The sequence below is a fragment of the Erwinia sp. QL-Z3 genome (genome assembly GCF_004551645.1).
Classification (GTDB): domain Bacteria; phylum Pseudomonadota; class Gammaproteobacteria; order Enterobacterales; family Enterobacteriaceae; genus Erwinia; species Erwinia billingiae.
In genome coordinates this window covers 3,770,405-3,785,592 of the sequence record NZ_CP037950.1, presented here as the reverse complement: position 1 = coordinate 3,785,592, position 15,188 = coordinate 3,770,405, and the positions used below count along the sequence as shown (strand labels likewise).

Annotated in this window: 10 protein-coding genes; 1 reads left to right on the top strand and 9 read right to left on the bottom strand. The window is 50.3% G+C overall.

Going from position 1 to position 15,188, the window contains the following annotated elements; all coding sequences use genetic code 11:
* Positions 1-46: 46 nt before the first annotated feature.
* On the bottom strand, positions 47-352 hold the full coding sequence (locus tag E2F51_RS18150; RefSeq protein WP_134824161.1) for a hypothetical protein: 306 nt from the start codon (positions 350-352) through the stop codon (positions 47-49).
* A gap of 17 nt (positions 353-369) precedes the next feature.
* Positions 370-771, bottom strand: a complete 402-nt coding sequence (locus E2F51_RS18145) for a VENN motif pre-toxin domain-containing protein (protein ID WP_245174131.1) — start codon at positions 769-771, stop codon at positions 370-372.
* 239 nt (positions 772-1,010) lie between these two features.
* Here E2F51_RS18145 and E2F51_RS18135 point away from each other — a divergent pair, with 239 nt between their 5' ends.
* On the top strand, positions 1,011-1,214 hold the full coding sequence (locus E2F51_RS18135; RefSeq protein WP_134824160.1) for a SymE family type I addiction module toxin: 204 nt from the start codon (positions 1,011-1,013) through the stop codon (positions 1,212-1,214).
* 37 nt (positions 1,215-1,251) lie between these two features.
* On the opposite strand, the gene E2F51_RS18130 is transcribed toward E2F51_RS18135, so the two are convergent.
* The 7 genes from E2F51_RS18130 to E2F51_RS18100 form a co-directional block, all read right to left on the bottom strand.
* Positions 1,252-1,521 carry a zinc ABC transporter substrate-binding protein gene (locus E2F51_RS18130; RefSeq protein WP_134824159.1) on the bottom strand — a complete coding sequence of 90 codons (270 nt, stop codon included), beginning with the start codon at positions 1,519-1,521 and terminating at the stop codon, positions 1,252-1,254.
* 35 nt (positions 1,522-1,556) lie between these two features.
* Positions 1,557-1,898: a hypothetical protein gene (locus E2F51_RS18125; RefSeq protein WP_134824158.1), complete on the bottom strand. Its 342-nt coding sequence runs from the start codon at positions 1,896-1,898 to the stop codon at positions 1,557-1,559.
* A gap of 96 nt (positions 1,899-1,994) precedes the next feature.
* Positions 1,995-2,213 carry a hypothetical protein gene (locus E2F51_RS18120; protein WP_134824157.1) on the bottom strand — a complete coding sequence of 73 codons (219 nt, stop codon included), beginning with the start codon at positions 2,211-2,213 and terminating at the stop codon, positions 1,995-1,997.
* Between the two features lie 421 nt (positions 2,214-2,634).
* Complete coding sequence (locus tag E2F51_RS18115; RefSeq protein ID WP_134824156.1) at positions 2,635-3,087, bottom strand: hypothetical protein; 453 nt, start codon at positions 3,085-3,087, stop codon at positions 2,635-2,637.
* On the bottom strand, positions 3,084-4,520 hold the full coding sequence (locus tag E2F51_RS24110) for a DUF6862 domain-containing protein (protein WP_245174130.1): 1,437 nt from the start codon (positions 4,518-4,520) through the stop codon (positions 3,084-3,086). Before E2F51_RS24110 ends, E2F51_RS18115 begins: the two co-directional genes overlap by 4 nt.
* Positions 4,521-4,812: 292 nt before the next feature.
* Entirely contained in the window at positions 4,813-5,052 is a 240-nt protein-coding gene (locus E2F51_RS18105) for a hypothetical protein (protein ID WP_013202207.1), read from the bottom strand.
* A 4-nt stretch (positions 5,053-5,056) separates the two neighbouring features.
* Complete coding sequence (locus tag E2F51_RS18100) at positions 5,057-15,187, bottom strand: hemagglutinin repeat-containing protein (RefSeq protein WP_134824155.1); 10,131 nt, start codon at positions 15,185-15,187, stop codon at positions 5,057-5,059.
* Position 15,188: the final 1 nt, after the last annotated feature.

Genomic DNA, 15,188 nt, shown 5'->3' with positions numbered 1-15,188 from the left:
TGGCCTGCGCGGCAAGTTACCCGCGCCTCCGCCAGATCTAAAATATCTAGATTAAGTCTTCACCATTAAGAAGCATGATTACATTTTCTTTACCAAGCTCATTTCTAATTACATTCGCTATTCCATCTGTCGACATTTCTAACGCCTTGTTATTTACACTCATTATGAAGTAAGAACATGGATCTAATCCAAATTCATTTGAGATTTCTTTTTGAATAGGATGTGGCACTACAGCACTAGATAAATAATAATGCAATGGGAATAAGTCAGAATATTTTTCTGATAAGTTATTTAGCTTCCCTTGTAACTCATAAGGGGAGTATTTTGTATAACATGATATGTGTATAGACATAACCTCTCACTTTATCCTTACAGGGTTTCCTGTGGATTGCTGGCAGTTTTAACGATGCTGTCAATCGTGTCATACAGCCCTGCCGGAACCCCGGCGACCATACCCGCCGCAAAGCCCCCGTCCTGCCCCAGGTCAATCGCGGTCCATTTCGCCTGTGCGCCAGCTTTACAGGCTGTGGTCTGACATTCAGCGATTTCTTTCTCTTTCTGAGCCTGCTGTTTCTGGCTCAGATAGTTATTCTCAACCTCAGTCCTGCCTGCAGATGCCCCGCTTCCAATTCCTGCACTGCCATCCCCTGCTCCACCTGTTGCTGCGCCTGCCAGCGTAACAATATTGGCAATAAGCATTTTTTCATCAGCAGACAGTTCAGAAGGTTTCCTGCCAAACAACAATTTACTGAGCGCGTCGTTATAACCCATTAAGCCTGCAGTTAACCCGCCCGCAGCGCCCCCAGCCACGCTACCGCCCGCAAGTCCGGCAAACACGCCGCTGATGGCCTGCGCGGCAAGTTACCCGCGCCTCCGCCAGAACAGGAGATCATGCAGACGCTGAAGAAGGTCTGTAAGCTTTCGGGACGTAAGGCAGGCTGTTATTCTCAACCACCGCTACAGCATGGCGGTAATGACAAAACGTGGCCGGGATCTTTTATGTAATAAAAATGACCACGTATTACAGCCGCACACCCAGCCTGCACCTTAAAGGCGACTGGCTGGAAGAGGCCGGATTTGGGACAGATACGCCGGTTACCGTGGCCGTTGAGCGGGGGCAACTGGTGATCCGGCCGCTTGTCGCTGAGTGGCAGATAAAGAGATCCCAGCAACATGTGTTAGCCGGGATCTCCTTTATGGACCAACCCAAGTAAGTTTTGATTCTAAATTTTCAGGTGCTATATTAAATAGCTATTTAATATAGCTAAGATGTTGATTGTAATTTAGGGATAAATCTTCATTGCATTTTTTAAAATAATATTTTGCTTGGTTGTTTAAAAACCAAATATCGTGTTCTTTAAAATCCTTATCCAAGATAGTACTAGATAAGTTATGAACAAGTTCAGCTTCCAGATAGCAAGACATATTCAAGCTTTGTTCTTTATTTTCCAACCGCTGTAGATTTCGTATGTAAGGCAATGCAAGCCCTAACATTTTTACGTATATCTCATTTTTATACATGCGGCCATCCTCATGATTAGTATGCATAAATTTTATCACTTTCTTGTCGGCATAGAGGAAGCCCCAGCCGGAGCATTTTTGGTCTGAGTCCAGGAGCCATTTTGTATAAGTTTTTCTATATATGAAGCATCTCCTGTTTTCTGATATATTTCCTGCGCTGCAACCATCCTGTGATTACCTTCAGATATATAATAATTTCCTTTACTATCAACATATCCAGCAATGCGACCTTCAGGTGCGGTAAATTTAAAATTATCACTCATCATATCGTTTTTAAGCTGATCAACCTGCTGCGGATTTCGTAAGCCAACTTGCTTTTTTATAGATTCTGAATTGAGCATGAAAAAACTCAAGTAATCAATGATATATCTATCCATTATTACTTCCCAGCTCCGCTTTCTCTGCGTCGATTAGTTCCCTCCCAATAGCAGTTGTGCCCTCACCGCCTGCACGTAATGCGCTATCCAGCGTAATTAGTTTAATAATTTTTTTCTGGCTTCGTGTAATGCATTTTGAAGCCAGTCAAGATCCAATGCATCAATGTTGGATGAAAACTTAACTTTAATATCAGTAACGCCATCTTCTTGTTGCAAAAGAGCAATGAACTTATCATTACAATAAATTTCAGCTATTAAATTTACATAATCACTATCACTAGCGATTATGATCTTTAATTGATCTTTAAAATTCATAATTAAGGTTCCAAAAATCCCCGGAAGTGAGCGCTACTTCCCCACATTAGACTTGGTTAAAAGATAGTTCCGCATATAGATCATCTCTTTCTAATGAACTTCCTACACTTTATTCCAATATATTGAGAATCTCTCCAATTGATAGATGGCTCACGGAAGCGCCTGATAGCGGCGTTTATTTAACTGGTTGCCGCGCCACAGAATCGGCTGATAAGTGGCGGTAACTGACTGGTGTAAAAAGTAAAACCCCGGCTCAGTGGACGGGATTTATATTTATACTACTAGTTACCCGCGTCGCCGCAAGAACCGGGGATCATGCAGACGCTGAAGAAGGTCTGTAACCTTTCGCGACGTAAGGCAGGCTGTTATCAACCACCGCTACAGCATGGCGGTAATGACAAAGTGGCCGGGATTTAAAGTTCTAAATTGAAATATTTTCAATTGAACCATCTATAAAATAAACCGTAATTTCATCCTGACCCAATTTGACATGGTCAATATACTCAACAAAAGCAATGCATTTATATTTATCAAGAGTCTCTTTCATAAAAATAATAACTTCAATTTCACATACTACAAATATGTATCTTTCATCAAGCTCAAAATTATAAAAGAAAGAAGATAGTTCTACTCTCTTAATTAATTCATTATCTGCGAGGCAAAAAAATGCTACAACCTGATCAAAGCCAATAATGATTACATTGTCTAATCTCATAACGGTAGGTTTTATTTCACTTTGCATAGAAAATTTAAAAACCACCACTTCATCACAAATAACACAGTAATAATGATGAGCATATTCAACATCATGAAAAATAGAGGGAATGTTTTTATGATAAAAGTCATCTTTTGTTAGGGGGATAATGTTTATCATTTTTTATAACTCGCAATTTTAGGGATTAATGTTGTAACCTTCGGTGTTGCTGACATATTACCTTTAGGATAAAAGAAACCAACTTGAATAGCTCCTTTATCTGAAACAGAAATGTTTTTAACAACAGTAGTACCAAAGTTATTCGATTTCTGAGAAATTATCGCACCATCAACTGCTGCTTTATTAAACAAACTTGTTAGTGCCTGTTCATTATTTATTCCTAGTATATTTAGATCATTTAAATTCTGAGCAGATCTTTCAATATTGTGAGGATTACCAGTTGTAACTTTTCCGAAGAAATAATCGAATTTCTTTGGATCGATATTGTAACCTTTTGGTAGCACTTCATTTGGTACAGACGGTTTAACTACCTTACCCGGCTGTAATATCTCTATCCCCTTCATTCCCGCCAGCGCAACCACAATGCTCTGTGCCTGCATCGCCGAATCATACTGTTTCGCGACTTCATTCCAGCTTTTGCCTGAAGATTTCGCTATCGCCGTTATCGCCTGATCCCGGCTGATGCTGCCCGCGTCTAGCTCCTGAAGTATACTTTCAAGATTCGCTGCGTCCTGCGGATACAGGTCTTTATACAGCAGCGAGTAAGTGACATTTTCACCATACTTCTTCAGCGCCTCCTGTGCCGGGCCAACCAGTGCTCCGCAGCCTGAACCTCCTTTATTACCATCCGTACAGACCGCTTTTATCGCTTGGTCGCGGGATTTGTCTGTCTGGTTGATTGCCGCCAGCTCATTTTTCTCGTCAGGTGTAATGGCTCCGGATTTTTCCTTACGCTCCAGTACCGCTTTTCTTTCCGCTTCCTCAACGCTCAGATAGTTATTCTCAACCTCAGTCCTGCCTGCATATGCCCCGCTTCCAATTCCTGCACTGCCATCCACTGCTCCGCCTGTCGATGCGCCTGCCAGCGTAACAATATTGGCGATAAGCATTTTTTCATCAGCAGACAGCTCAGAAGGCTCCCTGCCAAACAACAATTTACTGAGCGCGTCGTTATAACCCATTAAGCCTGCAGTTAACCCGCCCGCAGCGCCTCCAGCCACGCTACCGCCCTGAGCTTTGGCAATAAGCCCCGATGCCAGGGTGTGCAACAGAATTCGCAACGGCTCATTGTCTTGCGAAACCTGCTTCACCATCTGTGCCAGCAGTGGAGCCGCACCGGCTGCGACAGCCCCGCCTACGTTCCCGCCCGCAAGGCCGGCAAACACGCCGCTGATGGCCTGCGCGGCAATCTGCATTTTTGAGCCAATACCATATTTATCTTCGGCTGCCTTATCCAGCACTTTTTCTTTTTCAACGTCAGACAGCTTGTTGAATTCGCTGTCGTTCTCAAGCTTTTTCTTCTGCTCTTGCTTCTCCTGTTCTTTCAGATAATCGAACGTCTGTGTAATGACCTGCTGTGCCAGTGCGGCCATCTCGCGCTGTACGGTGAGGCTGTTCTGTACTTTTTCAGCATCGAAGCCGTCCTTTAGCGCATTCTCTGCGGACGCCGTGTCCCGACTGAGTTGCGAGACATCCTGCTGCTGATCGTCCGGGTTTCGTATCTCGATAGTACCCGGCGAGATGGCGCTGTAGGTGGTTGAACCCGCACACCGCAGAAGCGGCCACGGAAGATCCCGGAAGGGACGATTGAGTGTCGGCAGACCTAAGGTAGCTCGCTGGTTATAAAGTAAAATCCCAGCTGTAAGGGCTGGGATTCCATCTTGGTTAGGATACTTTCAATTCTTCCATTGCTTCCTCTAATATCTGCAAAAAGCTGCTCAGACTAAATTTCATTGCATTCTGTTCAGCTAACATTCTGGCATCTGAGAAGAATTCGATCTCAATATTATCAGGACCTTTATCTTTGTTTAATTGGCAAACTATTTGATCCTTATAAGAGATCTCTGCTGTGATTTTTTCGTATTTAGAATCACTGAAGAACGTTATTTCAAAATTGTTATCCATATTTTTATCTCGGCATTTTAGGATCTAAGAAACCAGAAAATGAACCATCAGAGTTATATCGCACCCCTCTACCGTCAGGAAGTCTGTATTCTACGCCCCCTCTGGACAGGTCTGTTTTTACAGTGTTTTTATTGTTCAAAACTTCGTTTACAAACTGATTAGCTGCTTCGCTTTTTTGTGCGGGATTACCTTTTAATGGTTCAAAAACACCGCCAGGTCTACCTGCATGTTTTTCCCACGCTCTGGCCGCTGCTGATAATCCTTGCTCATTAATTGGCTCATTGGCCGAAGAGACAAGATCATCTTTTTTGAAACGATCAAAATTATTATTCTGTTTATTCTCATTATTCCGCGCATTCTCCTCATCCTGAGGCTCCCAGCCGCCCGGTGTTCCGGATCCGGATCCACTCAGTTCAGCCTTCTCTGCATCGGTCAGATCCTTTCCAATATTAGGCTGATTTGCGCTGCTTTCGCCAGTATCTTCAGAACAGGCCCGCCCGAATGAACACTGTGTGGCTTTATCTATGGCTTCACCAAAATCTTTCAGCGAACCGTCCAGGCCGGAAGCTATCTGCTTATCCGCATCCTGTTTGACCTGATCGCCGGGGCCAACGGGCACGCCCGGTACAGGCACTGGTGCAGGCAGAATAAGATTGTTGTTTTCGAGCGACGTTTTACCCGCCTGCGCCCCCGCAACCGCATCCGCCGTGCTGTCACCAACAACGCCACCGGCAAGTCCTGCCGCCAGTGTCCCCAGCGCGCTTATCGTCTGGCGCTGCTCTTCCGTCAGGTCTTTACGGTCAACGCCCGGATACATCTGCTGGGCTATGTATTCACCCATTACCGCGCCGGAGGCCCCTGCTAATGCGCTGTTGCCCGCAGCCCAGGAAGTTACTGCACCAACCACGGCATGAGCCATCAGGTTGGCTTGTGTGTTCACCACATCCTTACCGTCAGGGCCTTTTGTGGTGGTCATATTATGAATTTGCTCAGCGAGGTAAGGCGCCGCCGCGCCGCTGACTGCCTGAGCGATATTCCCACCCGCCAGACCCTGCACCGCCGCAGTCGCCGCCTGGATACCCTGCTGGATGGCGCTGCCGGTTCCCCATTGCTGTTGGGCCGTTTTATAGCCGGAGGTTTCCGTCAGGGCTTTATTCCAGGCGGCACGTTCTTCCTTCGTGGCATTCTCACCCGGTTCTTTAACGCCTTTCGCAGCCAGCTCTGCCTTACCGGCTTTTGTGGCTTCTATCTGGCCCTGCGTCCTGGCAATATCCATTGCTTGCACGCCGATCTCACCTATCAACTGCGCTGTCTGCAGACGTTTTTGTTCTTTCTCTTTGTTAAAGATCGGACTGATACTGTCGTTAGCATGCTCGGTATCACGGCTCAAGTCATCCACATTCTGCTGTTGATTGGCTTTATCACGAACAATGATTGTGCCCTGTGCCACAGCAGACTGGGTGGTTCCTTCTGCATGCCCGGAACCCCCTGCGCCTGCCAGCAGTGTATTTGCCATATTGCCCGCAAACTGCCCCCCCATGCTCGCACCAGAACTAATACCAATTCCCGCATGTTCGGTTTTATAATCTGCTTCATTATGAATATCGGTATAACCCAGGGTACCGGTATCAAGACGATTTTTATCAGCGTCCGCCTGGCTGGCAATTACGGCGCCGTTCAATTGCGTGTGATTACCGACCGTAATGTCGAAACCGCCCTTACCCGCATAAATCCCGCTCTGGTCAGTCACACTGTCATAATTGCTGTGCATCTTGTCCTGACTGACGTTGACGTAACCAGAGCCCGTCATGGAACCAAAGGTGAAACTGCCTCCTGCCCCAAAACTGGTTTGTTTCGAATCGTAATTGTCGCTGTCCTGAAGGCTGGCCATCGTCAGGTCACGCCCAATATCAGCTTTGACGCTGTTGCCATTCACCTGCGCACCGCTGAGCGTGGTATCACGGCCGCTAGTAATAGATACATCTCCACCGCTATCCAGAGTGGTCTCACTCCAGACAGTACCATTGCCTTTTTCATGACCTTTAGCGCCATTGACGCTGGCAAAGATACTAAGCCCTGCACTGCCCGACCCTACGCCAAAGCTGATCCCAACTCCGCCACCGCTGCTGCTGTTCTTTCCGGTGGTCTGTTGCGTGTTAGACGCCGCGGCCAGTGTGATGTCGTTTGCTGCATGTAAGGAGGTATCGCCAGCGGCTTTCAGCTGACTGCCGGCAATCAGCAGGTCACCGCTATTAACACCGTTTCCTTTACCGGTCGCATCAATACTGAGATTTTTTCCGGCATTGATCGTTGAGCCGCTAACCGTGTCTGATTGTTGGTGTTGTTGTGATTTAGATTGTTGAGTAGTCAGTGACAGACTGATGCCAATGCCGTTGTTGGGATCGCCATTTGCCTGTGCGAGCTGACTTCCCTGATTAGCTTGTACACCGGAGAGTACCGCTTTTGTCGCCTGTAATGCGGCAAGTCGTCCGTCACTCTCCTGCTTTGCAGATTGCGCTGCGGCAATAGCACTATTGACTGCTTCAGCCACTGCACCGGAGAGCGCAAGAGTCAGGCCACTCGTGCGTTGTTCAAACCGTTCATCACGCGTCCGTACGTCATGGCCCGGAGTGATTGTCACGCTATCGCCCTGGAGTGCCATGTTACCACCGGCAATAAGATCGGCACCGTTGACCTGAAGTTGCTTACCAGCCGTAATTGAAACATCCCCGGCGGTGCTACCCACCGTGCTAATGCTTTGACTTTGCGTAGTCCCTTTCTGCTTCATCTCGTGAAGAGATTTACTGCTACCAATGCTAATCCCTAGCCCACCGGTACCCATCAAACCGCTTTTTTTGGTTTCCGAGAAACGCCAGGCCGAATCCATGTTGGTTGCGGCTGCGATCTCAACGTTATTACCTGCGTTTAGGTCAACTTTTCCGTCACCAACCACTTGAGAACCCTTAACCAGCAGGTCATTTCCAGCAGAAACGGAGACATTATTCCCGCTTAGCAGCGTGCCTTTTTCATTGGTTGCACTGTCTTCCTGAATGGTATGCGTCGTCTTCTTGCTGAGCAGACCTTTTTTGGTTTTGGTTTCTTCTTTGTAGTAATAATCGCTCTCTGTTGCAGTACCCAGATCTACGTTATTACCGGCGTGCAATGTAATGTCCTGTTGAGCCGTTATATCACTCGCCTGACTGTTGATGTCATGGCCTGCTATTAATGAAGTATTGCCGCCGCTGGCTATTTCAGTGCCCTGCTGACGCACGGTTTCATTGATCACCGTTTTCTTGCTGCCGCGCTCGCTGTTGCCGGATGTTGTCGCTTCCGCTTCAAGGTTGATATCACGTCCCGCCTGAAGACCAATATCACCCTCTGCTGCCAGCGCTGCCGCCTGACTGGTTATATCCTGCCCGGCTCTTAACGTCAGATCGCCGCCGCTGGAAAGCGTTGTGCGCTCGGCACCTGAGCTATGCGTTTCTTTGTTGCCTATTTTGCGGCTTTCGCTGGTCGCGATGCTGTTGAGACTGAGGTCGTGCCCGGCATTGAGCAGCAGATCGCCACCAGCATTGAGTGAGGCACCAGTGATATTTATATCGTTGCCGGACTTCAGACTGAGCGCATCTTGTGACGTAATCGCCGCCTTCTGGCCAATCAGCGTCTTGCTTGCCTGCACCGGTCCGTTGCCGCCTATCGTCCACATTGAGCTGGCGGTGATGTTATTGATGTCACCGTTAATGCTCTCCAGAGCAACTTTTTTACCACTGATGGTTGAGCTGACGTTGTTGATATTGTTTAACGCGCCTAGCTGAAGGTCACTGCCCGCTTTAATGAGACCTGCGTTGAGATTGTCGATGTTATTCTGACTGTCTATCGCTGCGGCGTTCTGCGCAGTCATGCTGCTGCCACTATTAGTGATATTGCCACCTGACAGCGTGACGTTATTACCTGCAATTACGCTGCCGTCATTCATCGCTGCGTCTTTGGATGACAGGTAAACTTTAGGGACCAGTACTGTCTGGCCATTCACTGAAGCGGACTCCCACCAGATAATGCTCTTATCCAGTGACGCGATCTGTTCTGCCGTCAGAGATATACCAAACTGCAGCCCGAGTGATTGCTGTGCCGCTGCCGCGTTATCCATCAGGTACTGCATCTGATCCAACTCGGATCCAATCCCATTCAGATAGCGGCTACCGGTCTGATTAAGCACGGTATTGCTGACGTAACGCGTATCAAACGCCGCATCGCCGAGGAAGCGGTAATCGCTTTCAGGTTTCAGGTTGAGGCGATCAAGCAGATAGGCCGAACCGAGGAAGGTGTTTACATCGGTATATTGCTGACGCGTTTCCTGCAACGCACTCCCCGGCTGTTTACCCAGCAGCGCATTGAGATCGCCAAACAGACTGCTATCGAGTTGCCCTAATCCATTGAGTTTTGGGTTGAGGGTGATCAGGTACGGACTTTTGCTGTCTCCTGTAACGAAGTAGCCATTTTCACTGGAGGGTAGCGGATAGGCGCTGGTGTCGACGTTCGCAGCGGCGTAATGGTGAAGCGATGCGGGCAGCACACTGGTGCCACTGGCGGCATTATGTGCCTTTTCAACGTCAGTGAGGTTTTTTGTCGCTTCTGACCGATCCCCCAGCGTCGCGCCGCCGTTAACCTGCTGCAGCGCATTTTGCAGTTGATCGCGCCATTCTGGCGAGTTGATCGCCACATTCTCACTGCCCGTCAACTGCTGGCGTTGTAATGATGTCGTCTTGTTTATGCCCGACAGACCGCTGAGGGCTGGTGCGGCCAGCGTATTCCCGCTCCATCCGGCATTCGCCGTGGTTGAGGTGTTGCTGATGTCGCCGCTGAAGCTGGCATTGACGCTGCCTCCCGCCTGGATAACGGCCCGTAATCCGTCCCCTGTGTAAGTCGTCTCATATTCAGGAGTGCCAGACAAAATGTACGTGACGGTTTCATCGCTGGTGTTACCCCTGTTTATGGCGAACCGATCCGGATCGTAAAACTCTACGTTGCTTGCGCCAATGTTATCCTCACCAGGTTTTTTCTTAACAATGACCTGCATAACAGGCCTTATGTCTGCTAATGAGGTGTAGGTTAAATATTGGCTGGTTGTCCCGTTCTGCCAGGATGCATTATTCAACTGTCCTCCTGACAGATTCGCATTCCTGCCGGCAAGCAGATAACTTGCCTGATTGTTCAGCGTAGAAGCACTCACTGAAAGGTCCCGGCTTGCCGCGATCCGACCAGCTCCTCCGTCAGCAAAAGCAGTTACGTTGGTTTCGCTCACCAGATAGCGCTTTACGCGTGTTTTTTCAGTTGGTGCAAGATAGGCCCGTACGGTTCCGCTCGCGCCGTGTCCACTGCTACCACCTTTAGATTCTTTGAAATAGTAACCTAACTCTTTATTTTCAACAGAAAAGTCAGCCAACTCCAGCTCAAAAGACCCGCTTTCAGCTCCAGCTGGAATACCGGGCCCCTCAATGGTGGTGGAACTCGTCGTGAGCCCATCCCGCGTATTAAGCAGATGCCCGGTTTTAATGGTGATATCACCATTCTGTGACTCAATCGTCCCGGACGTATTAATCACCTCCCCGTTGGCATTCCCCGCCGCATCTCGCTGCAGCCAGAGACTGTTACCTGCCAGCATGTCGCCGCGTTGATTTTGGATACTGTTGCCGTACAGATAGAGATTTTGGCCGGCATACAGCAGCGCGGTGTTAATGATGCTGCCTGGCGAGTTGATGGTCAGATTGCCAAGCGTGCCGGTAAAGCCATTCACCACGACATCGCTGCGACTGGTCAGCGCCAGATTGCCGCCGCCCTGTAATGACCCTGCGCCGTTCAGGTTGATGCGGTTGCCGCTGAGGCTGCTGTCGCCGGTTCCGGTGGTGATCTGTCCGTTATTGGTGAGATCGCCCCCGGCACTCAGCGTCACTGCCTGACCCTGCATCTGGCTCTGGTTCTCGATAGCACCATTGCTGCTAATGCTGAGGCGGTTGCCTGCCGCCAGCGTGTTTCTGCCGGTAAAACCATTGATTAACTGCAAGGTAGCGTCGCCCAACGCCACGACCTGACCGAGCTGATCAAATCCGGTACTTTTCAGCAGCAGACTGCCGCCACTGAACAGTCTCCCCGAAGCCTGATGGGTGACCTGGGTGGCATTGACGGTGAGCTGGTCAACGCCTAACACCGTTCCGCTGTTATTGAGCTGTGCGTAATTGACTGCCAGATTGCCGCCCTGTGCCATGCCCTGATTCTCCAGTTGCGAGCCGGTGAGCGTTCCCTGTTGATCGGCAAGCAATGTGCCGCTGTTGGTGGCATTGGCGGCGTTAAGAGTCAGTTGCGCCGCCTGTAGCCAGCCACTGTTGGTGAGCTGGGGGGTATTAAATGTCAGCTCACCCGCTGAAAGTACTTTGCCGCTATTATTCGCTGTGTTATTAGCCGTAATACGGCCTGTACCACCCTGAATCAGCCCGTAGTTGTAAAGTTCCGGCGTGGTGAGCGTCAGTCCACTCTTACTGAGCAATGTGCCGCTGACATTATTAGTCAGCCGACCGCTGGCAGTGATTGCAAGGCTATTATCCCCCTGAATACGCCCGGCGTTATTGACTTCCCCGGTGGTGACTTCAAGGGTTTGTCCCTGAATCTGCCCGGCGTTACTTAACGACGCTGAATGCAGATCCAACTTGCCAGCGCTCAACAGCGTTTTATTCTGCTGCTGCGTCAGTGCCCCGCTAAGCTGAACGCTGAGTGCATCCACACCACTGATGTCGCCATTATTGTTTAACGTCCCACCCTGCAGCGTCAGGTTTTTAGCGATCCACTGACCCTGGTTCGTGAAATTAAGGGCATTGAATACGGCGCTGCCGTTGGCCGAAATCTTGCTGCCAGAAGTGGATGTGAGGTTATCGCGCAGTGTGATTTGCAGGCCGTCCGCGCTCTGGATGGCACCGCCATTCGTCAGGCTATTGGCATCCAGCAGAATTTGCTGTCCTTGCCAGATGCCGTTATTGGTTACAGTGTCACCGGTTAGGCTCAACGTGCCCTGAGTCAGCAGCTTACCGCCGGCATTATTGATAAGAACGCGCGACGGTGTTGCCTGCGCGATGCGCATTCTCAGCGCACTGCGCTGTTGCAGCGGCCCAAGAGTTAGCGACTGCAGGCCAATCATACTGCCCTGATTGGTTACGCTGGCTGGCGTAATATCCAGCGTTTCGCCCTGCACGGTACCCGTGTTGTTCAGTGCGCCGCCATTAAGCGTCATGGCTTTCTCAGCCAGCATCGAACCGTTATTCAGCAGATTTTGCGCTGAAAACTGCGCGGTTCCTTCTGAAAGCAATTCACCGTCGTTGCGCAATTCTTCATCGATTGCGGCCGACATCCCGTCCGTGCCCAGTAATGAACCCTGGTGCCACCAGGTGTTGGCGGTAATATGTGCGTTGGCACCCTGCAATGTTCCGGCCGTACTGAGATTGCTGGCATTAAGGAGGAGATCACCAGCACTTAACGCTTTACCCGTTGAGGTCTGCGTCAGATCGTTGGTGGCTTGTGCATCAAGAGAAGAGGCTCCTTGCCACAGTCCACTGTTACCCAGAGAGCCACCACGTAGCTGCAGACTCGTCGCCATGATTTTGCCGCTATTCAGCAAACGGACTGCGGTGATCTTTGCTTTACCGCCCGTTAGCAAACTGCCGCGGTTATCAAGTAATGTTGATGATGTCCCCGTTAAGGCAGCTTTACCGTTTACGGTACCGGTATTAAGCAGTGAATCGAGTTGATAAGTAAGCCCCTGTCCCTGCCAGACACCGGCATTGTTGAAGGTTGACCCCGTCAGCGTTAAGTCACCGCCGCTGAGCAGCACGCCATCAGCACTATTCGTAACTTCCCGGCTATTGAGCAACAGCGCATTGTCAGCCTGCAGCAGGCCCGTGTTATTGACCTGCTGTGCCGTCATGTTCAGTTGATCGGCCGCCAGCGTACCGGCGTTGGTGATGTCACCGCTGGTCAGATTAAAATCCTTTTCACTCACCAATGTGCCACTGTTATGCAGCGCTCCGCTGACCTCAGCACTCAGCAGTGTGGAGACGCGGGTGTTGCCTGCGTTCTGCCAGCTTTGCAGCGCTACATCAAGCCGATCGGCCTCTACAGAGCCCTGATTATCTAAGGCGTTGCCCTGAACATTCAGCGTCCCACCGCTCAGCAACTGTCCACCGCGCTTGTTGCTAACGTCTCCGCCCCGCAACGCCAGGGTTTTTGTACCCTGCATCAAGCCGCTGTTGATCAAATCGCCCTGTAGGGTCAGCACCTGCGCCATCAGCCGGCCGCTGTTATCAGTGGAACGGGATGTGAGTGTGAGCTGTTGTCCCTGCAGCAAGCCCTGGTTATCAAGCTTATCCGCAGCGACCGTCATCTGGCCTCCGCTGAGCAACGTCCCGCTGTTCGTCAGCTGTTTGCCCTGGGTTTGCAGAGACCCGGTACCCTGTAGCGTACCCGTGTTAGTGACCTGGGCGGTGTCGATATCCAATTTTTCAGCGGCTATCTGGCCTGCGTTAGCAAGCGAGTTGTTCTGTAAAGACAGGGTGTTATCCGCAAGAAGCAGGCCGCCCTGCTGATTATTCAAAATCGTGTTGTGTGCAGCAATATCAGCCGCATTAATTTCACCCTGATTGGTCAGATTGCTGCCGGACAGCGACAGCGTGGCACCGCTGGTGATCAGCCCGCTGTTATTCAGTTCAGGAAGGTTCAATGCAAAGCTGTTATCAGAGCTGAGCGTGCCACCCGCGAGGTTTGTTAAGCGATTACCCGTTATACCAAGCGATTGTGAGCCTTGAATCAAGCCGCTGTTATCAATTTCCGCGCTGCTGAGTGACAGAACTGGCGCTGAAAACACGCCAAGATTCACCAGGCTGTTGCTGTTAATAGCCAGGCTATTCACCGCAGAAATCGCCGCGCCTTTACTGTTCTGCAGGTCGGTCGCCACAACAGTAGTCGTTGCGCCGGCCAACATGCCTTTGTTATTCAATTGCTGCGCAGTAGCCGACAAATTTTTGCTGGCCGTTATCTGGCCACTGTTGTCAAACCGGTTTTTCGCCCGCAGTTGGATGCCGGCATCGCTAACCAGCGTGCCCTTTTCCAGAGCAATATTCTGCACGACATTAACCGTCACCTGCCCGCTGGCCTTGTTATCACCGCTGAGGGTCACCGAACTGGCATTTGCCGTCAGCGAACCGCTGCTCAGACTGTTGTTTAGCGTCAGTTTCCCCTGGGCATCCAGCACCATATCGCCCTGCCGCGCATTGAGGTTACCGAGGTTAACGCCAACCCCTTTTTCGCTCGACACCAGATGAATACGGTTGGCATACATGCCTCCTAGCGCGCGGGTATCCACTGCGACAGAAGGAGCCGCGCCTTCGCCGGCAATGGGTGTGATCGATCCATCTTTCCCAACCCGGTTTGCACCAACCGTCACCGTCAAATCTTTCGCGTAGATCCCGGCATTGATCTCCGTGGCGCGCGCGACGATCGACACCGCATCGGCGCTGCTGCCATCAAGCCCCTGTCCTTCAACAATCACCGAACCTTTTGTGACTTCAAGCGCTGCCAGATTGCCGTTTGCATCCAGTTGCGGTTTACCGGTCGTCAGCGTGGCGTTTGGCGTATTGATAAAGCCGCAGCCGTTACAGGTGATGCCGTAGGGGTTGGCCACAATGACATTGGCTGCTTTGCCCGCCACTTCGGTGTAGCCCTGCAGCTGTGAGCGGTTGGCACCCACCACTTCGTTAATGATCGACTGCGCTTCATGACCGGCTTTCAGGTTGGGGTTATTTTGGATCAGCCCGCCAAGTTGCGTCTGAGTTAGCTGTCCGGTGGCGTTATTGAGGATCAGCCCCTCTTTACCGACGTTGTACTGCTGATACTGGTTATGGGAAACACCGGCCTGATTGGGCGTGGCGATATTCACCACCGGCACGCCGTTGCCGGCCGCATCTATTTTGGTGCCGGGCGTCACCGGGGTGATCTGGTCAGCAAAAGCCGGCAGCAAAGGTTGCGTGGCAATCAGACCGCAAATCAGGTAGCTCAGCGCGCGACGAAAAAGGGAAACGGGTTGACGATCGTCCATA